The sequence below is a fragment of the Imperialibacter sp. genome (assembly GCF_048007035.1).
Classification (GTDB): Bacteria; Bacteroidota; Bacteroidia; order Cytophagales; family Cyclobacteriaceae; genus Imperialibacter.
Genome location: NZ_CP180355.1, coordinates 6,417,745 through 6,436,824, shown reverse-complemented (window position 1 = coordinate 6,436,824; position 19,080 = coordinate 6,417,745). Strand labels below are relative to the sequence as shown.

General features: G+C 46.8%; 20 protein-coding genes. 5 read left to right on the top strand and 15 right to left on the bottom strand.

Features of this window, described 5'->3' with window-relative positions:
* Nucleotides 1–101: 101 nt before the first annotated feature.
* A complete protein-coding gene (locus tag ACMVP2_RS27280) occupies nt 102–578 on the top strand; it encodes a DUF6495 family protein (RefSeq protein WP_339789277.1) in 477 nt (158 codons plus the stop codon).
* On the opposite strand, the gene ACMVP2_RS27275 is transcribed toward ACMVP2_RS27280, so the two are convergent.
* Together ACMVP2_RS27275 and ACMVP2_RS27270 are read right to left on the bottom strand one after the other, a co-directional pair.
* Nucleotides 569–2,185, bottom strand: a complete 1,617-nt coding sequence (locus ACMVP2_RS27275; RefSeq protein WP_317492032.1) for an ABC-F family ATP-binding cassette domain-containing protein — start codon at nt 2,183–2,185, stop codon at nt 569–571. The genes ACMVP2_RS27280 and ACMVP2_RS27275 overlap by 10 nt on opposite strands.
* An 82-nt stretch (nt 2,186–2,267) precedes the next feature.
* Nucleotides 2,268–2,837, bottom strand: coding sequence for a DUF4136 domain-containing protein (locus tag ACMVP2_RS27270; protein WP_339789280.1), 570 nt, complete (start codon nt 2,835–2,837; stop codon nt 2,268–2,270).
* Between the two features lie 170 nt (nt 2,838–3,007).
* Here ACMVP2_RS27270 and ACMVP2_RS27265 point away from each other — a divergent pair, with 170 nt between their 5' ends.
* Nucleotides 3,008–3,370: a glutaredoxin family protein gene (locus tag ACMVP2_RS27265; protein ID WP_317492030.1), complete on the top strand. Its 363-nt coding sequence runs from the start codon at nt 3,008–3,010 to the stop codon at nt 3,368–3,370.
* Between the two features lie 12 nt (nt 3,371–3,382).
* On the opposite strand, the gene ACMVP2_RS27260 is transcribed toward ACMVP2_RS27265, so the two are convergent.
* The 4 genes from ACMVP2_RS27260 to ACMVP2_RS27245 all read right to left on the bottom strand — a co-directional run bounded on the left by ACMVP2_RS27260 (nt 3,383) and on the right by ACMVP2_RS27245 (nt 5,711).
* Nucleotides 3,383–3,928, bottom strand: a complete 546-nt coding sequence (locus ACMVP2_RS27260) for a hypothetical protein (RefSeq protein WP_416865962.1) — start codon at nt 3,926–3,928, stop codon at nt 3,383–3,385.
* Between the two features lie 170 nt (nt 3,929–4,098).
* Nucleotides 4,099–4,635, bottom strand: coding sequence for a hypothetical protein (locus ACMVP2_RS27255; RefSeq protein ID WP_339789288.1), 537 nt, complete (start codon nt 4,633–4,635; stop codon nt 4,099–4,101).
* Between the two features lie 160 nt (nt 4,636–4,795).
* Nucleotides 4,796–5,347 carry a hypothetical protein gene (locus ACMVP2_RS27250; RefSeq protein ID WP_339789291.1) on the bottom strand — a complete coding sequence of 184 codons (552 nt, stop codon included), beginning with the start codon at nt 5,345–5,347 and terminating at the stop codon, nt 4,796–4,798.
* Nucleotides 5,348–5,477: 130 nt separating this feature from the next.
* Complete coding sequence (locus ACMVP2_RS27245) at nt 5,478–5,711, bottom strand: DUF3820 family protein (protein WP_416865961.1); 234 nt, start codon at nt 5,709–5,711, stop codon at nt 5,478–5,480.
* A 28-nt stretch (nt 5,712–5,739) separates the two neighbouring features.
* On the opposite strand from ACMVP2_RS27245, the gene ACMVP2_RS27240 reads away from it, so the two are divergent.
* Nucleotides 5,740–6,423, top strand: coding sequence for an MCP four helix bundle domain-containing protein (locus ACMVP2_RS27240; RefSeq protein ID WP_416865960.1), 684 nt, complete (start codon nt 5,740–5,742; stop codon nt 6,421–6,423).
* Between the two features lie 12 nt (nt 6,424–6,435).
* On the opposite strand, the gene ACMVP2_RS27235 is transcribed toward ACMVP2_RS27240, so the two are convergent.
* Nucleotides 6,436–9,039 (bottom strand): M1 family metallopeptidase, encoded by a 2,604-nt coding sequence (locus ACMVP2_RS27235; RefSeq protein ID WP_416865959.1) that lies wholly within the window; start codon nt 9,037–9,039, stop codon nt 6,436–6,438.
* Nucleotides 9,040–9,153: 114 nt separating this feature from the next.
* Nucleotides 9,154–10,515 carry a PhoPQ-activated pathogenicity-related family protein gene (locus ACMVP2_RS27230; protein WP_416865958.1) on the bottom strand — a complete coding sequence of 454 codons (1,362 nt, stop codon included), beginning with the start codon at nt 10,513–10,515 and terminating at the stop codon, nt 9,154–9,156.
* A gap of 182 nt (nt 10,516–10,697) precedes the next feature.
* Here ACMVP2_RS27230 and ACMVP2_RS27225 point away from each other — a divergent pair, with 182 nt between their 5' ends.
* Both ACMVP2_RS27225 and ACMVP2_RS27220 read left to right on the top strand, forming a co-directional pair.
* On the top strand, nt 10,698–12,074 hold the full coding sequence (locus ACMVP2_RS27225; RefSeq protein ID WP_416865957.1) for a metallophosphoesterase: 1,377 nt from the start codon (nt 10,698–10,700) through the stop codon (nt 12,072–12,074).
* A gap of 31 nt (nt 12,075–12,105) precedes the next feature.
* Entirely contained in the window at nt 12,106–14,262 is a 2,157-nt protein-coding gene (locus tag ACMVP2_RS27220; protein ID WP_416865956.1) for a hypothetical protein, read from the top strand.
* A 67-nt stretch (nt 14,263–14,329) separates the two neighbouring features.
* Here ACMVP2_RS27220 and ACMVP2_RS27215 read toward each other — a convergent pair whose 3' ends face one another.
* The 7 genes from ACMVP2_RS27215 to ACMVP2_RS27185 all read right to left on the bottom strand — a co-directional run bounded on the left by ACMVP2_RS27215 (nt 14,330) and on the right by ACMVP2_RS27185 (nt 19,068).
* The gene (locus ACMVP2_RS27215) at nt 14,330–14,791 is read right to left on the bottom strand and encodes a hemerythrin domain-containing protein (protein ID WP_317492020.1); all 462 of its coding nucleotides are present in this window, start codon (nt 14,789–14,791) and stop codon (nt 14,330–14,332) included.
* 117 nt (nt 14,792–14,908) lie between these two features.
* Complete coding sequence (gene ric / locus ACMVP2_RS27210; protein ID WP_416865955.1) at nt 14,909–15,631, bottom strand: iron-sulfur cluster repair di-iron protein; 723 nt, start codon at nt 15,629–15,631, stop codon at nt 14,909–14,911.
* A gap of 18 nt (nt 15,632–15,649) precedes the next feature.
* Nucleotides 15,650–16,039: a group III truncated hemoglobin gene (locus ACMVP2_RS27205; protein ID WP_416865954.1), complete on the bottom strand. Its 390-nt coding sequence runs from the start codon at nt 16,037–16,039 to the stop codon at nt 15,650–15,652.
* Nucleotides 16,039–16,461, bottom strand: coding sequence for a cytochrome C (locus ACMVP2_RS27200; RefSeq protein WP_339811399.1), 423 nt, complete (start codon nt 16,459–16,461; stop codon nt 16,039–16,041). Before ACMVP2_RS27200 ends, ACMVP2_RS27205 begins: the two co-directional genes overlap by 1 nt.
* Before the next feature lie 12 nt (nt 16,462–16,473).
* Nucleotides 16,474–16,740: a hypothetical protein gene (locus ACMVP2_RS27195; RefSeq protein WP_339811396.1), complete on the bottom strand. Its 267-nt coding sequence runs from the start codon at nt 16,738–16,740 to the stop codon at nt 16,474–16,476.
* A gap of 3 nt (nt 16,741–16,743) precedes the next feature.
* The gene (locus tag ACMVP2_RS27190; protein WP_339811393.1) at nt 16,744–17,751 is read right to left on the bottom strand and encodes a cbb3-type cytochrome c oxidase subunit II; all 1,008 of its coding nucleotides are present in this window, start codon (nt 17,749–17,751) and stop codon (nt 16,744–16,746) included.
* Nucleotides 17,752–17,763: 12 nt separating this feature from the next.
* Nucleotides 17,764–19,068 carry a cbb3-type cytochrome c oxidase subunit I gene (locus ACMVP2_RS27185; RefSeq protein ID WP_416865953.1) on the bottom strand — a complete coding sequence of 435 codons (1,305 nt, stop codon included), beginning with the start codon at nt 19,066–19,068 and terminating at the stop codon, nt 17,764–17,766.
* Nucleotides 19,069–19,080 lie beyond the last annotated feature (12 nt).

Here is a 19,080-nt window from a genome sequence, read left to right as displayed (position 1 = left end):
AGCTTAATTGTCATAGCGTTGCAGAGGAGAAATTGAACCAACTAATTTCTAGTGCTATTTTTGGCGCAATGAAAAGGTTTTGAGCCTTATCTTTGCCACCTATGGCAAAGTACCGTACCCTGACAAGGGAAGAACTGACAACACTTGAAAAGGAGTTTATTGACTATTTGATCGTCAATGGCATTACCGCAGACGACTGGGAGAAGTTGAAGAAGGAAACTCCCGCCAAGGCCGACAAAATAGTGGATTTGTTCAGCGACGTGGTTTTCGAAGACGTATTGAGGAAAACTGAGTTTTTGGAAATCAGAACAAGGAGTCATGTAATGACCTATCAATGTCTCCAGGAGAAAATTGTTCTTTGCGGGATGCATGGGGGGGAGGCGGCCGATTTTACCGATCCGGCTTTTTTGCAAAAGGCCCTGGACAGCCCTCCGTCGGATATTGAGCTATTCACCTCCGAAAAGCGTTACAACACTGTACGTGAAGAAGAGCTTTTTCTGATGCTGAGCAGCGGTCACCTCGTTTCCGATGGAAAGCTTTTCAAAACGCTTGCCCTGGTTATAGCCGATCAGGCATAGAGCTCTTCTCTCTGCGCTGTAATCTTTTCGTTCTCCACATACTCATCGTAAGTCATCAGTTTATCAAGGCAACCATTTGGCGTTAGTTCTATGATCCGATTGGCAATTGTTTGGGTAAATTGATGGTCATGAGAGGTGAAAAGCACCGTGCCAGGGAAATCTGCCAGGGCGTTGTTGAATGCTTGTATGGATTCCAAATCGAGGTGATTGGTGGGTTCGTCCAGGATCAGTACATTGCCCTGAGCCAGCATCATTTTGCTGATCATACAACGCACCTTTTCGCCACCCGAAAGCACACTTGCTTTTTTAAAGACTTCTTCGCCGGAGAAAAGCATCTTTCCGAGGAAGCCCCTGATGAACACTTCGTCTTTTTCTCCCTCTGAAAACTGGCGCAGCCAATCGATCAGGTTGTCACTTGTATTAAAGAACTTGTCGTTTTCATTAGGCAGGTAGGCCGTTGTAATGGTTTGGCCAAACTTGAACTCGCCTTTGGTAGGCTTCAGTTCTCCCATGAGCACTTTAAAGAATGCCGAAATGGCCATACTGTCCTTACTAAGCACCGCTATTTTATCTCCCTTGTTAACAAACAAATCCAGTCCGGAGAAGAAATTGACTCCGTCGGCGGAATAGCCAAGGTTTTTTACCTCCAGAATTTGATCGCCAGCTTGGCGGCTTTGGTTGAATATAATGGCTGGATATCGCCTGGTGGAGGGCTGAATGTCGTCAATATTGATTTTTTCGAGCAGCTTCCTCCGACTGGTGGCCTGCTTCGACTTGGAAGCATTGGCACTAAAACGGGCGATGAAATCCTGCAATTCTTTCTTTTTCTCTTCAGCCTTTTTGTTGGCAGACCCTCTTTGCTGAAGGGCTAGCTGGCTCGATTCGTACCAGAAGCTATAGTTACCAGTGTATAGCTTCACCTGGCTAAAGTCAATGTCAACCACATGAGTACACACGGTGTCCAAAAAGTGTCTGTCGTGAGAAACCACGATGACTGTGTTCTTGAATTCCAAGAGGAAGTCCTCCAGCCACGACACGGTGCGGATGTCGAGGTCGTTGGTAGGTTCGTCAAGAATAAGCACGTCGGGATTACCGAACAGGGCTTGGGCAAGCAACACCCTTACCTTCAGGTTGCCGGGCAATTCCTTCATCAGCTTGTAGTGGTCGGCTTCTACGATGCCAAGGCCACTGAGCATGGCAGCAGCGTCCGATTCTGCATTCCAGCCATCCATTTCTGCAAACTCTGCCTCCAGCTCGGAAGCTTTGATGCCATCTTCCTCTGAAAAATCAGGCTTTGCATAAATGGCATCTTTTTCCTTTATGATTGTCCATAGCTTTTTGTGCCCCATCATCACCGTTTCAATAACAGGCACCTCGTCAAACTCGAAGTGATTCTGATTCAAAACAGCCATTCTTTTGCCAGGCTCCATGCTTACATGCCCGGCATTTGCGGCCATTTCACCGGATAGAATTTTAAGGAATGTGGATTTACCGGCGCCATTGGCTCCGATCACACCATAACAGTTACCCTGAACGAACTTGATGTTGACCTCATCAAACAATACACGCTTTCCGAACTGGAGAGAGACGTTAGAAACAGAAATCATAAATGGATTTTTTGCAATTGAAGCCGCAAAGGTAGGGAAAGAATGGTATTTAACTAAACACTTGCACCATGATACTTTATTATCACCCTTTCTTCTTTTTTCCTTCGACCTCTACTTTTTTATTGCTACCGGCCAGGTAGGGGTAGTCGCTGAAGATTCGTTCGACAGCATCAGGTATAATGCTGTCTTTCTTTTTGGAATTGCGTGTGTAGCGAAGGTCGAGACTACCCTGCCACACGGTTTTGCCTGTGGTAGCGTCCTTCATCTCCACAATAACAATGCTTTCGGTGTAGTTGGTCTGCGACACATTGTAGTAGTTTCCATAGTACCACGGATTATAGTAGTAGGGGCTTCTATTTACATTTGTATCCCGTTGTCGGCTCGAAACGATATCGTAGCTTACCTCCAGGTCAGGAGAGTAGGTGAGGTCATAGCCTCTCTTTTTCATCTCGGAATTAATGGCGTTTTCGAAGCTGGCAATGAATTGCTTGCCTTCAGGTGTCAGGTCCTTGTTATCGGCCATTGGCCGCTTAAGAGTGTACTCCTCAAATTTTCCAAAGTTTGTTCTGGGGTTCTCGAAAGACACCACCTTTACCGAACAGCCGAAGTAAATGGCAGATAGTAAAAGAAACAGACTGATCTTTTGCATCATTTTGATTGTATCGTCAGCGTTAATATACAAGGCTTTTACCGGGCATTGCAAATGAATAATTAAATGATGACACATGTTGGCCAAAACGAGTTGCAACCCATTGTGTAAAGCTCTTCTTACTATGTACAAAACCAGTATGGATAAAGATAAAAAATCCGTAAGATTGGGCTATGAAAAATAACATTACAGCCATTTCCATCCTTTCGGTATTTGTCTTATTGCTTTCGTGCGGACCAGTTACGAAGGATACTTCTGAAAACAAGGCAGCTGAAAGTGCCAATCAAAAGCAAATGATTGTTTATGGAGTTAATACATGTGATCACTGTATTAATTTCAGAAAGAAGATGGATTCCCTCAACATAAAGTATACTTTTTATGATGTGGATGCCGATCAGGATAAGGCAGATGAGATGCTGAGAAAGCTTGAAGCTGCCAGATTCATGGGAAACATCTCATTGCCGGTAGTCGACATTGAAGGTAGGGTACTAGTCAGCCCGGAACTGCCACAGGTATTAGCGTTTGTGAAGCGTTAGCGGAAGGACTACTCAATCAATGTGCAAGTGGTGGATGTGATCATTAATATGGTCCATTAGTTTCGTAATATTTTTTACATACTTATCGAGAGTAGCCTCCAGCAAAATTACCTGACTGTCGTACGAGTTCATGCCGATGTCGTTTCTTAACTCATCTGAATTCCTTTCAAGAGACCGTTGATCGGAGCATTCCTCCGAGAGGGTTTTTGAAAAGTTGGAAGCTTTGTACTTGGTTTCAAATGCCTCAATTTGATGAATTACTTTCTTGATTTCATGGTTGTTGCTGAACCTGGCCTTTACAGTTAGTCTTTCATATAAAAGGCTGTCGTAATGGTGGATGCCATTGAGGGTCTCTGCTACATTCCTTCTAAAGGAGTGATCTGCGCAATACTTTTTAAGCCCGTCGTACGTCCTGAGATCGTAAGAGATCAAAGCCCATTGGTTGGTAAGGTCGTTGAATTTACTGACCAGAAGGGCACTTTCATTTTGGTCACCAGTGGCGTATGTATTTCCAGCCAAAAAGAGGCAGGAAACGGCAAGAGCAAGACGTCTGAGCATAGTATATGTTTAGTTGTGCAATGGCAATGCCTTTGTAAACAAACTAGTACAGAACATGTGGTAGTGTTGCAGGAATACAACAAATGTAGGGAACGGAATTGGTGCTCAAATATTGGTGAGCTGACAATTTTGGAAAATTACGTATTTCCCACATCGGATTCCTGGCCCACTTAATCTGCGTCGAGGTGATGGAAGTGGTCTTCTATGTTTTCCATGATTTTGTTGATCCGGTCAACGTGCTTTTTTAAGAAGACTTCTGTAACTACAATCTGGTTGTCAAAGGAGTGGGCTCCAAAATAGTTTTTTACTTTTTTGTACTCTCTTTCGAGCTGCCTTTGGTTGTGGCACTCACTGTACAACGTCTTCGACAGCGAGAGGGCATTTAGCTTGTGTTCCAAATGGCCGATTTGTCTCAACGTCTTTTTCAACTCTTTGCTTGGGTTCTCCTTCATCATCGAAGACACACGAATATAAAGGACACTATCGTAGGCGTGGATCTCTTTTAATACACTTTTCACTTCATCTTGAAAAGTGGGGTCGCCACAGTATTTTGACAATCCTCTGTAGGTTACAAGCTTATCTGAGACAAAATACCACTTGTGGGTTAGCTCTTTAAAGTCTTTGAAAATCCCGTTTTCACCGTCGTTTGCCTGCAACGGTAGCAGCGGAACTGCCGCAGTGATTAGTACAAGCAAATATTTTTTCATCTATATCTAGTTTTAAAACAGCCATGGATACACCAGGTGATTTAACTAGAACAGGCTTCGGTTGGAAGGATGCAGGAATACACAAATATATGACAGGCAGGGCGCCAGGTTAACCGAAGAAGGGGCGGATTTCAGAAATTACGTATTTGCCACATGGCGGCTATTCAAGATGCAAATGGTGGATATGCTCCTCAATGTGATCCATTAACCTGGTGATGTGCTGGACATACTTGTTAAGGTCTGCTTCCAGAACAAGCACTTGCCCATCGTAGGAGTTCATGCCAATGTCATTTCTGGTTTCTTTGTAGTCTTTCTCTATTTCTCTCCGCCCGACACATTCATCGTGAAGCTTCTTCAGAAAGCTGGGGCCTTTGTACTCAGTTTCAAACTCTTCTATTTGTTTGAGCGTCTTTTTGATCTCTGCACTCTTGTCGTACCGTGCTTTCTTTGCAAGCGTTTGGTAGAGCAGTGTATCATAATGGTGAATTTCTTCGAGCGTCTTGATTACATTGTCCTGATAGGACTTATCAGTACAATACTTGTCCAGGCCTTCGTATTGGCCCAGTTCTACGGCTAATAAATCCCACTTTAAAACCAATTCATCAAACTTCTTGACGATGCTCACACTGTCCGTAGATTGTGCCGACAGTCCGGTAATACAGGCAGATGCGAGAATTGATATCAGGGTTAATTGAACAATTCTTAATTTCATACACAAAAATAATTTACACACCTAACGCAATTATTAAGCCAATTGACATTGTAAATATAAGAAATCTTGGTTGTTTTTGTATTTACATAAGTGCAACGGCGCCGTTCGTGGGTTTAACGGCTTCAGTAACCTATGGGTTTCTGTGGATTTTTTTTAGTTGACTGAGCAGGTCGGTCAGCCCATTGAGCCGAATTTCATACATAGTAGAAAGCATCATACCAAGCCTCCCCTGCGGAAAGCCGGCACTCTTGAACCACTCAAGGTAGTTTTCGGGTAGGTCACATATTAAAACATTCTTGTATTTGCCGAACGGCATTTTTGTCTTAACTATGTCAGTCAGGATGCTGGGATCAGGTGAATTCACGTTAATGGGATTTTAAAAGAACTATGCGATGAGGTGGGCTTTCAAAATAGGCGATCAAATGCGAGTTTCTGTCATTTTAGCAATAATAGTTGCCTTGCTTGTGATAAGCAACCTCGTAATGCAAAGAGACATAGACAGCATGGACAGGTCATTCACCTCCATTTACAATGACAGGCTTATGCCAGCGACTGAGTTTTTTTATATCACGGAAACTCTTTATCAAAAGCGGTTGATCCTTGAAAAGAATGTGTTGGCCCCGAGTATTGAGAAAACGGATTTAACCGACAAGCTCGATACCTATGATAGCAGAATTGACTCGCTGCTGACTGAAATTGAAAAAACCTATTTTGTACTGGATGAGGCGAGTCTTTTAAGTGAGTTTAAGGAAAGAAGGGAGGCTTACGACCAACTCGAGAACAAGGTGATAAACCTGTCGTACGCAAATGATTCAAGGCTTGCACTGGCAATGCTGGAAAACGAAGGAGGGGATCGCTTCAATGCTATGCTAAGTGACCTGCACCAATTAACAGAAATTCAATCGAACAATGGCAGGGAGTTGCTCAATGATTCTCACCATATTAAAGCGAGTGTTCATATGCTCACATTTTTAGAGGTAGGCGTGGCTATTGTGCTCAGCTTGCTTGTTCACGTGATTCTATTGACAACAAGAACAGTGCAAAGAAAGAGTAATCAGCCCTTTCATCTTAATTAAGATCAATTAAGGTCAGAGATTTGATTGACTCTTCACCAGCCTGCTGGCCCTGTTCAGGTCGTCGGTTGTTTGCAATATCTTTCCTTTCAGTTTCAGAGGATAATTTGGGTGGGCCAAAAGAAAGCTGTCGACGATTGATGCTGCTTCTTCGCTTTGGTAGGCCCCGAAAGTAGCGCTTAGCCAGGCAGTCGGGAAAAATATATCGCCAGAAGCCTGTATGTCAGAAAGCAGCTCAAGGCTTTCTTTTAAGTAGCCAATAGAGACATGCTGCCTTTCCGGATGATGAAGGTAAGAAACAGCGGTGGTCACCCACGATTCCTTTTCCCTGTTTTCGGCTAGTTTCAAACTCTCAAAAAAAGTGTTGCGGGTTGCGGTGTCGCTTGATAGCGCAGGAAGAAGAAATTCCCAGCGTTTTTTTCGATCACCATTATTAATTCTTGCAAGCTGTTGCTGTTGAATTTCGTCAGATTTTGGGTGACTCAGCAGGCTTAGCGTGGCCGCCAGGCCAGTGTAGTCGTCCTCAGATAGTTTAACCTCCTTTGGTGGCGCTTGCGACTTCCAAATGCCATAAAGCTTTTCCATTCCTTTTTCTGAGGTGGCAATCTCCTGGAATGCCCCGAATAGCATCTTTTTGATGCTGGCCGAAGGGGCTTGTTCCATAGCTGCCCAAACATCGCTTTCCAATGATTGGCTGATCAGCTTCCTGTTTGATGGGGTAATAAACTGCCAATAGGTCGCACTTAGCTGACTGGTAAGTTGTCGAACAGAAAGCTCCTCTGTTTCCTGAGAGAGCAGAGCAATATTCAGTGCTAACAGCTCGGTGGGCGTAATGCCGTCGCCATTGAGCATGTTTTCATAATTGTTAATATAGGCTGATGCTCTCGCAACCGGATCGTTCCATGTGCCTATGTAAGGAAGCATGGCCGAGTCGATTGGGAACACACCGTACCCTTCGCCAGAGGTGTTGAAAACGATATAATTTGGCTTAGGCCTGCCTGTTGCCTGGCTGACGTCCGCAACCGCACGGTAGCTAAGCGCAGGCACCTGAATGAGGCTGTCCCCGTAGCTCAGGCCAACCTTGAAGTATTGCGACCAAACTTTATCACTGTAGGATGTGGTATTCGTTTTTTCTTCCTTTTGAGAGATGGTTAAGGCTGCTATCAAGCCTTCATTGGCCTTCAGATCATAACTAAAAACGGGCCTGAATGGCTCTTCTACCCACACTTTATTCCATGCCAGCAGGTCTTCATCGGTTAGTTGATCAAGTATATTGATCAGGTCAGTCCAGGTTGCATTTGAAAAGGCAAACTCAGACAGGTATTGCTGCAGACCTCGTTGGAATTCCTGTTTTCCCATCAGCATTTCTAGCTGTTTCATCACAATGGGGGCTTTATGATAGATGATGGCTCCGTACATGCTGCCAGCGTCCTTCAGGTTATCAAGCTGCTGGCGCACAGGGTTAGCACCAGGAGTACGGTCGACTGCATAGGCTGCGGGGTAGTGAGCCAGCAGAAATTTGAGGTCGGTGCCGGTATCTGGGAACGTTACCTCGGACACCTTGTCGGCCATGAAGTTGGCAAACACCTCTTTCATCCACACATCGTTGAACCAGTCCATGGTGACCAGGTCGCCAAACCACATGTGAGCTGTTTCGTGCGCAATGAGGTTGGCTCTGCCAATTTTGCGGCTCTGGGTAGCGGTTTTATCCAGGAAAAGAGACGAAGCACGGTACTGAATGGCTCCTACGTGCTCCATGCCTCCATACTGAAAGTCGGGAATGGCAACGAAGTCAAACTTTTTGAATGGGTAGGGGATGGCCGTATACTCTTCGAGAAAATCGAGGGCTTTGTCGTGCAGGTAAAATATTGTGTCAATGCTTTCGGAAATCTTTTCTTCGTCGGTTTCACGGTGAAAAAGGCTCATGGTACGGCCATTGATGGTTTGGGTGACTTTCTGAAATTTGCCTGCCGCAAAAGCAAACAAGTAGGTGCTAATGGTATCAGAAGGCATGAAGTTAAACGCTTTTCGCTCTCCGGAAATCACCGAATCGGCCAGGGGGCCGTTGGAAAGTGCCTGCCAGTCGCCAGGCATGGTGAGACTCAGTTGATACGAAGCCTTCAGGTTGGGTTGATCGAAACAGGGGAAGACCGTGCGGGCTCTGTCGGGCACTAATAGTGTATAAAGATATTCGTCGTTGCGATTAAGGGAGAGGTTGCCTGCAATGAAAGTGATTTTGATGCTATTGGAGCCGGGTTTCAATGCGCTTTTTGGAACGATGATATGTTCCTCCCGGTGGTCGACGGGAATGGCCGTGCCGTTAACAACGACCTCTAAAACATGATCCGAATCTTCTTTGAAGTCTATCTGGAGGTCAGCGTCGTTTTTACTTAAGTTGAAAGTGATCACCTCTGAGGCAGGGATGTCTTCTGATTTGTCGTCCGGGATGTCGAGTGATAGCTGGTAGCCAAGGGCGCTGATGGCCGTTTTCCGATGGTTGGCCAGTTCGAGCGATACGCCGGTTTCGATAAGTGGTGGTGTATCTGTGGTTTTGGTACATCCATACCAAAGTAGAGAGGAAAGGAACAGCACTGCTGAGGCGAGACTTCGCTTGGTCATGATTGAGTCTTTTTAGGCAAGTAATATTACTAAAAGCCTGCCGAGAGGGGAGAACCTTTGGTGTAAATACCAGGTTGCTCTTGCGAAGAGTATGAGTCCTGGATCCTGCAGGCGTCAGTCGACAAACACTTTTTGAGGGTTTGCAACAAACATCCGGGTGCTCTCGGTGAATTCATTTCCCGTTGTGTCTAAATACTTCAGGTCAACGTAAAATGCTTTGAAACCGGAAGCAGGGTAGGCTTCTTTCACTACTACTTCTTTTGCCTTTGATGCATTCAGGCTTTTCCCCACCCATACTTCATCCCTGAAGTCCCGGTCATTGGATGTTGCCAGCCAAAGCGTGGCATCGACCAGTTTTTTTGGTGAAGGAGTGACTGTCAGCACAATTTCTTTTCCCTTGATGTCGATGTCCCAATCGCACGCCGGATAAGCCTTCCCATGGGCAGTGAAGCTGAAAAATGCGTTTAATGCTTTAAAAGTCTGTGGGTGATCGTCAATGTCGTGGCCGGCATTGGGCACATAGTGGATGAAATTTTGCCCGGGAATGCTGTCGATATAGTGCTTGATAGCATCCACTGGCCAATAGGGGTCGTTGGTGCCAATGAAGATCATCTTGGGCTTGTTAAGCTTTGCCCGGTAGGAGTACGGATCAACCATCGCATTGATTTTTTGCCCTGACTCGGTAGCCGAAGCCTGTGGAATACCCAGGCTCACGTAGTCATTTATTTCGGGACTGTACTCATTCCACGCCTCCAGATGGTACTGCAGGCTTACCGGCATGTTGAGCACGTCAATCACCATAGGAGCGATGGCAATTACCCGGTCGTCGTTGGCTCCGGTGAGCCAGGTTGTCCAGCCACGTTTGGAAAGCCCCGATAGCACAAATTCGTTCACTGGTTGATGCAGTTGTTCGTTCGAAAACTCCTGTACCGCCTGCATTCCTTTTACCACACTCTTTACCATGGGAAACAACAGGGGCCAGGTATAATCACGTGTCTCCGTGAAGTTGTGAAGGGTGTAGGAGATAAGCACGTCCTCGGTCTTGTCGCCATACAGCGGCTGATTAGGCACCTGTCGGAGAAGAGACACGATGGCGCTATTGGTAGCCGCAATATGAGCCATGGCTTTGCTAAGCTCGTCCTGATTGCTTCTCAGGTTGGGCTGGCTGTCTTTGTTTGAGCCACCTGAGATGAACAGGAGGCTTTCGGTTTGGGTCATCTTTGCCGGAACAAATACTGTTAGCTGGTGCTTCCAGGTGTATTCTCTCCATTTTTGAGAGGTTAAAATGAGCTGATACCCCGTTACTCCTTCAGTTTCGAAGGTATCGGTCACCATCCATTCGTAAGTTTGGTCGCCGTTGTTCAAATAACTCTCCAGTGCATTGTCGGCAGTTAGGTTGCTTTGGGCAACGACCCTAGCGGATAAGCCAACAGCGAATAGCAGAAAAAGGATAAGGAATGGACGCTTCGGTGTCATTTTTTGATGGGGTGTTGGTTAAAACAATGTCAAAACTTAGCCATTTATTCTGGAATTTCTTGCGACAATTTCTACTGCTTCTCTTCCTGTTAACAAATCTTCATCTTCGCAGGAAGAAAAAATAATTACTTTAGGCCAGGTAAAAGGCAAAGAGATTATCTTCAACTAACAACAACATTGCAATGATCTTAAATAAATTGATTCGGTTCGGCTCACTCGGTATTATGACGCTAGTCGCTGTGTTTGGGCTTTTTAGCTGCCAGCAAAACAGCGCTGAAGACCACCACGGCCATGAGCATAGTCATCAACAAAGCCCAGCCGACAGCCTCCCGAATGCGAAGCTGCTTTTTCCAGGCAACGAACCTGACCGGGTCATTCTTAATCTGACCGAAGATCCTATTCATTCGGTAGCTGTTAATTGGCGCACCTCCCCCAAAATCACCCAAGGTACTGTGGAGGTGGCTGTTGCTTCCGATGGCCCTGAGTTCAAAGACAGTGTTAGAACCATCGCAGCCGCTACGGAACCTCTGACAGTCGCACGGGAAGAAGAACCTGAAATATCGGCCAATTACCATTCAGCAGTTATTAGTGAGTTGCTGCCGGGAGGGAAATATGTATACCGGGTGGGCTCCGAGCCCTACTGGTCAGAATGGTACCAGATCGAGATGCCGCAAGAAAATGGCCCGGTTTCTTTTATCTATTTCGGTGATGCCCAAAACGACGTGAAATCGATGTGGTCGAGGGTGATACGGGAGGCTTACCACACCCTGCCAGATGTCGACTTTATGTTGCACGCAGGCGACCTGATCAACCGGCACGATAGGGATGTGGAATGGGGAGAATGGTTTCATGCCGGCGGTTTTATTCATGCTATGGTGCCGGCGGTGATGACTCCAGGCAACCACGAGTACAAAGATGTGGTGCTTTCTCCGCAATGGCGCCCCCAGTTTAACCTACCAAAAAACGGCCCCGCTGGCTTGGAGGAAACCTGTTATGTAATTGATTTTCCGCAGATGAAGCTGGTGTCTCTCGATGCTGAACAGATCGACGAATCGGAACACTTCAGAGCCTTGCAGGCGCAATGGCTGGATTCTGTACTCACCAATAACCCAAAAAAGTGGACGGTGATCACCTTTCACTACCCGGTTTTTTCCACCAAACCCAATCGGGACAATCTGACGCTTAGAGAAATCTTCAAGCCGTTGTTCGACAAGCACCAGGTAGACCTCGTGCTACAGGGGCATGATCATGCTTACGGAAGAGGAATGGTCAGCAATGTGTCGACAGGGGCAGGCGTGAGGGAGGATCGTTCGGGTACGATGTACGTGGTGTCGGTGAGCGGCCCTAAGATGTATGACATTAGCGATGATGAATGGATGGAGCGCAAAGCCGCCAATACGCAGCTGTTTCAGGTGATAAAAGTGGGAGGAGATACAGCGTCTTACAATGCATTTACAGCGAAGGGGGAGTTGTATGATGCCTTTGATTTAGTGAAGAAAGCCGGTAAGCCAAATGTACTGATCAACAAGATTCCCAATACTCCGGAAAGGACTGAGTAACTAGCGCTAACACCCTGTTAATACTATTGTTATGAAGCATAGATGCTTTTTTTACTTGCTGGTGGCGACTTTCAGCACCTGGCCGGCAGCAGCACAAATGGCAGACGAGCCCTATGTCCAGTTGGTTGGGCATCATTATGAGGTGCCTGGTGGTTTTGGTGATGCCCGACTCAAAAAGGTAGTGGTCGACTACAACAGCATAGTGCATGTTCTCACCGATAAGGGGCTCTTTCGTGACTTCCCTGATTACCAGTTGGCGCCTGACCACACCTACCAGTCGCTGGCCGATAAGGTGCCGGTTGACATCACCACGCAAGAGAGCACTGGCATCCTTTTCTATCTGTACAAAGACAAGTTTCTCACCAATGGATACGCAGGTACGCTGGATACAAAGCTTGAGCCAGAGCTGTACAGCCGCATTAGCGTTAACAAAGACCTGAAGGTGTTGCTGATGGGTGAGAAGAAGGCAGCCCTTTTTGATGGAAATAAGAAAATAGCCGATTTGACAGTACCGAAAGAAGCAGTAATTGACCTCTATGTTGCCAAAGGACAATTCTTAGCACTCACAGCCAAAGCTATTTACAAACTCGAAGGAAAGGCCTGGAAGGTGATGCATGAAGGGCTTGACATGACATCGTTGGTGTTTAATGAAAGCGGAATCACTGTTGGAACAGGAAATGGCTATTACGCTATCGATCTTCAGGGCAAAAGGGTGACAGACACCGAATCAAGCCTGCCAGTGCCCGCCATAAGAAAGATGTTGCTGACCGGAAACAACGAGCTTTGGTTTTCAACTGCCGACGGAGCTTTTAGAAAAGAGACTGACAGGTATCGATATTTTGCCTCTAAACGATGGCTGGATGTTAACGAAGTGATCGACATGGCAGCGGATGCCAATGGCAATATCTATCTGCTCACACCCACGGGGCTCAATATGATTGAACAAATGCCCTTTACGCTCGCTGAAAAGACGGAATTCTTTCAGGACCGCATTCGCAAGTACCACATGCGGTACGGCTTTGTCTGTGCGCCACAGTTGCCTGTAGCTTACGATTTAACCTCTGAGGAAATCATTGACCACGACAACGATGGTCTGTGGACGTCCTTTTACCTGGGCAGTCAGGTGTTTCGTTATGCTGTTACTGGCGAAGAGGTGGCTAAACGATATGTTTGGGAATCGTTTGAGGCTTTCGAGCGGCTTTTGACTGTCAATCAGTTGAAGGGCTTCCCTTCCAGGACATTCGAGCGAGAGGGCTATAAAGTGAATGACCCCGACAGGTGGCGGAAGTCACCAGAGGAAGGCTGGGAGTGGAAGGGCACCACCAGCTCCGATGAATACATCGCCTATCTGTTTGTAGCGTCACTGATGGATCAGTTCATTGCGAAGGCACCGGAGGAAAAGAAAAGGGTAGCCGACTTCATTGATGCCATCATGACCCATATTCTTGATAATGACTACTACTTCGTGGACCTGGATGGCAAACCCACTACCTGGGGTCGTTGGAATCCTGAATATGTGAACATGTACCCGGCGGAGGTGTACGATAGAAAGCTAAACAGTATCCACCTGGTTGCGGGGCTGCAACTGGCCTTTTCACTCACCAAAAAGGAGAGCTACAAAACTGAGATGTTCAAAGTGATGAACGAGTTTGGCTATTTCAAAAACATGCTTCCCAGTATGTACGACATGAAAGAACACATTGTGATGTACGATGGACACACCATGGGCGACGGTTGGAACCATTCCGATGACGAAATGGCCTTTCTCACTTATTGGCCTCTTTATCACTATGCACTCAATGATACCCTGAAACAGCATTATGCAGACATTATCACCGACCACTGGAAGGTTGAATTGCCAGAAAGGAATGCACTTTGGAATCTGCTAACTTACGGAACAGCTGGTGATATCAATTTGGAAGATGTGCGCTGGCATTTGCAGGAGTTTGGCCTCGATCAGATGTCGTATGCAGTAAAGAATTCCCATCGAAAAGACCTGGAACTGCTCGAACCCAACTTTCGTGGCCAAACAACAAAGGTGCTGCTAACCCCCGGCGAGCGACGAACGCATCGGCACAATGCGAATCCTTTTGATTTGGATGGCGGGAGTGAAGGCAACTCTGTGTTGGCGGGCGACGAATATTTGTTGCCGTATTGGATGGCGAGGTACCTGGGCGTGCTGAAGTAACCTTCTGGATAATTCTGGGTAGAGCTGGGGCATGTTCTGTTTGCAAATAATGAGGTTTTTATCCTCTTTACTTCCAGAATTCATCATCCTTCAGGTCAACAAAACTATGTTCTTCATGAAGGGAGCTGATTAGTGCCAGTTGCTCCGACGATGCCTTTTGCTGGATTTCGTTGAAAAGAACCCTTTCTTCAAACCGGATATGTTTTTCCAGCTCTTCTTCAATCAAACTCAGGGATCTTTCAGCCTCGTCTTCATTGAACAACCTGGTAAGCCTTCGATGCTCCATTAATGCCTTTTTTACCAGCTCGTTTTCACTGCCAAGTATCGGAAAGATATAACTCTCTTCGGCAACGAAATGCGGTAGAATGTGATTTTCAAAGAACCAGTCTGCATATTTTTTAATTCGTTCAGGTGCTATGTCCTTAGCGAAGCCTTTTCTAATCTTCCAACACAACAGCAAGGTATGATGATGATCACGGCTCAGGGGCTGAAGCTGCTTTGCTCTTTTTATGGGCGTGCGCTCTTTCATGGATGACAGTTTTGAGTTATGGTGTTTTTCACCGTTTCGGGTGTAAGATAGTCAGCTCACGAACACATTTTCTCCTGATCGTGAGCTGTTTTTTATAGAATCAGTGCATTTGCCTGTTCAACTGAGCTGCTTCTCCAATGCTATGGATTTAGGAAACAATATATTGTTCTCCAGATGAATGTGAAGGTGTAAGTCTTCCTCAAACTCCTTTAACATGGCAAAGGTGACCCGGTAGGTGTTGCAGGCATTGTCCGGCAGTGAGTAGTGATTGCTCAACTCGCTGATTTGCTGGAAGCGATCTCCCTCAGTTTCATGCTCCTCCATCATCATCCTGACAGGACTTTGCACCGTATCAAATTGGGCAAAGGTTATCTTTTCGCCACTTTTTTTCACTCTTTCCATTTTGCGCACAAATGGAAACAGGATAAATTCTTCCTTTTTCATGTGCATAGCCAGTTCTCCTGCAGAGGCAGTGAACAGCCTGGTTATTTCAAATAGTTCTGGGTGACTTTTCCCATGCACCTGGCACAGCTTCTCAAGATATTGCTTGAGAATAGGCATTTTCTCCTCAACATAGTGGTGATGCTTTTGCTCTATATGATCGGCCAGTTTATCCAGTGGCCACGACTGGTAGTCGTAGGATGCGGTTTCGCCTTTGTTCAAGATGGCTTCAACCTCCGCTGTGAGCTTTGCCAGATCAATATTGGCTTTGGTGCAAGCTTCCTGAATGCTGCGGTTGCCTTTGCAGCAAAAGTCAATGCCATGGTTCCCGAATACCTCCGCTGTGCGGTAGTCTTCGGCCACTATTTCACCGATTGTTTTGTCTAAAAGATTATTCATGATAATTGAAGTTTAAATTCACACTAAGGGTTTTGTTCCACTGGTTTTGAAGTACTCGATTTTGTAAAGGAACATTTCAGCCATTTTCTCCGACCTCCATTTGGCTTCCAGGGCTCTTTCTCCTTCGAAATGCTCATCAAGGGTTTGATGGAATAACTCGATCCATCTCTCGAAATGGGCTTTGTTTACCGGTAAATGTGCGTGAGGTGCGAAGGGGCTGCCATAGTAGGTGTGCTCGTCCAAAAGGACGGTTTGCCAGAATTTGTACATCTTTTCCAGGTGCACAGGCCATCTGTCTTGTATCACGCCATTGAAGATGTCTTTGAGCAATTCATCCTCCCTTACTTTTGAGTAGAAGTCGTTGACCAGCAGTTTGATGTCATCTATGTTTTGAATGTCGTTGTTCATCAGAATGAAGATTTGTAAAGTTCAGGCCCCCAATACATGATAAAGTAGAAGAGGGCAAAGCCTACAAAAGAGATGACCAGTGCCCATATCCAGGCGGGAATGGCTTTTGGCGTTTCCGAGCCCCTGATGACAAATTCGTCCTTTGTCTCGCTACCATAGGCATTGATGGTGATCGGAATTTGCGCATCCACCACCTCGTTTTCCTTTAAACCAAGCACGGAAATCTCCGGGCCGTTGCGCACTTCAAAGGCAATCTTTTTCACACCTTCTACGCCTGATGACGACCTGGCAACGATCTTCAGCTGGTGTTTTCCATCGGGGATTTTGGTGGTGTCCAATACAAATTTCACCGGTGGGGCAAATTCTGCAAAGGGTCGGGGACCGTCGTCCATGAAAAGTTTTATCAATCTATTGTCCTTCATTTCTTTATTCGGTTAGTTCAGCACGATGTTTTTGATATGATCGGGTGCAGATTCCTTTGGCCAAATCAGGTACTTGAAACTGAGGAATAGCGTAACAGCCACGATGCTGACTGCCGTCCAGGTGATGATGTAGTCGATGGTGCCGGTGGGCCCTGCCCCATGAGTAACATTCTCCAAACCTGCAGGCTGGTTTTCTTTGCATAGTTCGCAAGCTTTAGCTGCTGACCAACCAAGTATATTGAATACAATTAACAGTGTAAAAAACTTCTTTCTTACCATATCTCAGTCATTTGCGGGTGTTACCATCTCTCTTATTTTCTTCACATCTTCTGCCGAAATTTTTGCGGCACTGTTTCCCCAGCTGTTTCGCTCATGGTTGGCAATGGCCGCTATTTGCTCGTTGGTAAGCTGGCTGGCAAAGGCTGGCATTTGACCGAACTCACTCCGGGCGTCGTACCCCTGCAGGATGATCTTGACCAGAAGCTCATAGTTGGCATCATTCACAATGCTGCTACCAGCCAAGGGAGGGAAGGCGCCCGCCAGCCCCTTGCCCGTGGCCTGATGGCAGGCTGCACAAGTTTGGGTGTACAGGCTGGCTCCGTCGGGCAGGTCAAGTGCCTGCTCCGCAGTCGCATTCGCAGGTGCCTTCTTTGCGGATGCGATAAAGGCCGGAGTAGTGCCACCAGGTAGTTCTGCTTGCTTCAGCGACTGTAGATAAGCGATCAATGCAAGGGCGTCTTCTGTGGCTACTATTTGCTGGCTGGCGTCGTTAAAAAACTCCTTACCAACGGGGACTGTCACATCATTATCCGAAACTTCCGAAGCATCCTTTGTTTCAAAAAGCCATGGATATGCAGGCATCACCGATTCGCTCACTACAGTTCTGGGGTTGTACAGGTGCAGCAAATGCCATTGCTCTGCAGGCTGTCGTTTACCGATATTAGTCAGGTCGGGGCCGGTGCGCTCACTGCCGAGCAGCGAGGGCGATTGTCTCCAGATGTCCATCCTCTGTTTGCTGAAGTAGTAGTCGGAGGGCATGGATGGCCGGTCACCCCACATCTTGTCCATTTCTATACTACGAACCTGCTGTGTGTGGCAGGCTACGCAGCCCTCCGATATGTATATGCTGAGTCCCTTCAGTTGCTGCTCCGTCAACAGCGGTTGGCTGGGAAGGGGTTCCACGTCCTGCATCTGGTAGGCAGGCAGCACCGCTATACCGAGGCTGAGGAGCAGAAAGCCAGCCAGTGCTGTGTTGATAAGTGTTCTATGGTCTTTATGAAAATTGAACATGGGTGCGTCGTTTTAGGCTACTATTTTCTTCTGGTGATTGGAGACTGGCAGCTCCACAGGGACTTTTTTCTTTACCATATAGTAAAAATTGAAGGCGAAGATGATGTGCGACACAAACATGAGGGAGCCACCAATAGCCCGCCATAGCCAAAAAGGTTTCATCAAGATCACTGACTCGATAAAGGGATGCCCGTCGATCCAACTTAGCCCTTTCAGCGTGCCACCAGCCATCAGAGAAACCATGTAGGCGAACAGGCCGATGAAGGCCATCCAGAAATGAGCACCAACCAATACTTGAGGAGGCTCTCTGTCTGTTAGCTTGGGCAAAATGTGGTAAATGCAGCCCCACAGGATAAAGGTGATGATGCCATACATGGTCATGTGCGAATGGGCCACGTTGAAATCGGTGAAGTGCCAGACAAAATTGGTGAAGCGGAATGCCTGCAGACTACCCTGGGTAGAGCCCACAAAGTAGAAGATGACACCGACAAGAAAGAAGGGCAGCACGTAGCTTTTGGAGATATGGTTCCAGCTTCCTTTCATCGTCATCAGGAAGTTGGTGGTGCCCGTTACCACCGGAATAAACATGCCTGCGCTAAACACAATGGCTACTGTTTGCAACCACCAGGGCAGCGGACTGAATACGAAGTGGTGCGTGCCAATGAGGGTGTAAAATAGCATCTGTGTCCAGAAAGCCAGCACACCCAGGGAGTAGGAGTAGATGGGTTTATTCAAAGAGGAGGGAAGGTAGTAGTAGACAAGCCCCAACGAGAAGGTCATGAACCACATGCCCACCCCCTGGTGCATGTAATAGCCCTGGATGATGGTTTCCCCCAGGCCATTTTGATAAAATGGCAGGTAGGCTATCAGCACCAATATGATCGTCCAGGTGAGAGAGGCCAGAATGAACCAGTTGGAAATGTAGATCTCCGATATTTTGCGGTGAGCCACGGTAAGGTAAAAATTTCGGAAAGTAATCAACAGTCCGGCAGCGAATAGCAACATGACAGGCCAAATGAACTCTCTGTATTCGCCGCCTCCGTTGTTGATGCCAGCCATCAGGCAAATATTGCCAAGCAGCACCGATAGATTGAACAACCCCCAGGCGATCCAGGCCTTTTTATAGCTGTGAATGGTGGTGTTAGATGTCCGTGCTATTACGAAGTAGGCCAGCCCTATCATAGCCATGGAGGCCCATCCCCAAAACACCGTGTTGGTATGCACGGGCCTCAGTCTTCCAAAGGAGAGCCACGAAGTGTGATCCATGTCAGGCCACACGAACTTCATACCTGCATACTGACCGACCAGCGTGCCCACCAGCAGCCAGCA

Coding starts and splice junctions, on each gene's coding strand:
- ACMVP2_RS27275 (WP_317492032.1), bottom strand. CDS start 2,185: ATGATTTCTGTTTCTAACGTCTCTCTCCAGTTCGGAAAGCGTGTATTG.
- ACMVP2_RS27190 (WP_339811393.1), bottom strand. CDS start 17,751: ATGTTCAATTTTCATAAAGACCATAGAACACTTATCAACACAGCACTG.
- ACMVP2_RS27265 (WP_317492030.1), top strand. CDS start 3,008: ATGAAAAATAACATTACAGCCATTTCCATCCTTTCGGTATTTGTCTTA.
- ACMVP2_RS27280 (WP_339789277.1), top strand. CDS start 102: ATGGCAAAGTACCGTACCCTGACAAGGGAAGAACTGACAACACTTGAA.
- ACMVP2_RS27235 (WP_416865959.1), bottom strand. CDS start 9,039: ATGACCAAGCGAAGTCTCGCCTCAGCAGTGCTGTTCCTTTCCTCTCTA.
- ACMVP2_RS27230 (WP_416865958.1), bottom strand. CDS start 10,515: ATGACACCGAAGCGTCCATTCCTTATCCTTTTTCTGCTATTCGCTGTT.
- ACMVP2_RS27225 (WP_416865957.1), top strand. CDS start 10,698: ATGATCTTAAATAAATTGATTCGGTTCGGCTCACTCGGTATTATGACG.
- ACMVP2_RS27260 (WP_416865962.1), bottom strand. CDS start 3,928: ATGCTCAGACGTCTTGCTCTTGCCGTTTCCTGCCTCTTTTTGGCTGGA.
- ACMVP2_RS27240 (WP_416865960.1), top strand. CDS start 5,740: ATGAGGTGGGCTTTCAAAATAGGCGATCAAATGCGAGTTTCTGTCATT.
- ric (WP_416865955.1), bottom strand. CDS start 15,631: ATGAATAATCTTTTAGACAAAACAATCGGTGAAATAGTGGCCGAAGAC.
- ACMVP2_RS27255 (WP_339789288.1), bottom strand. CDS start 4,635: ATGAAAAAATATTTGCTTGTACTAATCACTGCGGCAGTTCCGCTGCTA.
- ACMVP2_RS27200 (WP_339811399.1), bottom strand. CDS start 16,461: ATGAAGGACAATAGATTGATAAAACTTTTCATGGACGACGGTCCCCGA.
- ACMVP2_RS27195 (WP_339811396.1), bottom strand. CDS start 16,740: ATGGTAAGAAAGAAGTTTTTTACACTGTTAATTGTATTCAATATACTT.
- ACMVP2_RS27270 (WP_339789280.1), bottom strand. CDS start 2,837: ATGATGCAAAAGATCAGTCTGTTTCTTTTACTATCTGCCATTTACTTC.
- ACMVP2_RS27205 (WP_416865954.1), bottom strand. CDS start 16,039: ATGAACAACGACATTCAAAACATAGATGACATCAAACTGCTGGTCAAC.
- ACMVP2_RS27250 (WP_339789291.1), bottom strand. CDS start 5,347: ATGAAATTAAGAATTGTTCAATTAACCCTGATATCAATTCTCGCATCT.
- ACMVP2_RS27220 (WP_416865956.1), top strand. CDS start 12,106: ATGAAGCATAGATGCTTTTTTTACTTGCTGGTGGCGACTTTCAGCACC.
- ACMVP2_RS27215 (WP_317492020.1), bottom strand. CDS start 14,791: ATGAAAGAGCGCACGCCCATAAAAAGAGCAAAGCAGCTTCAGCCCCTG.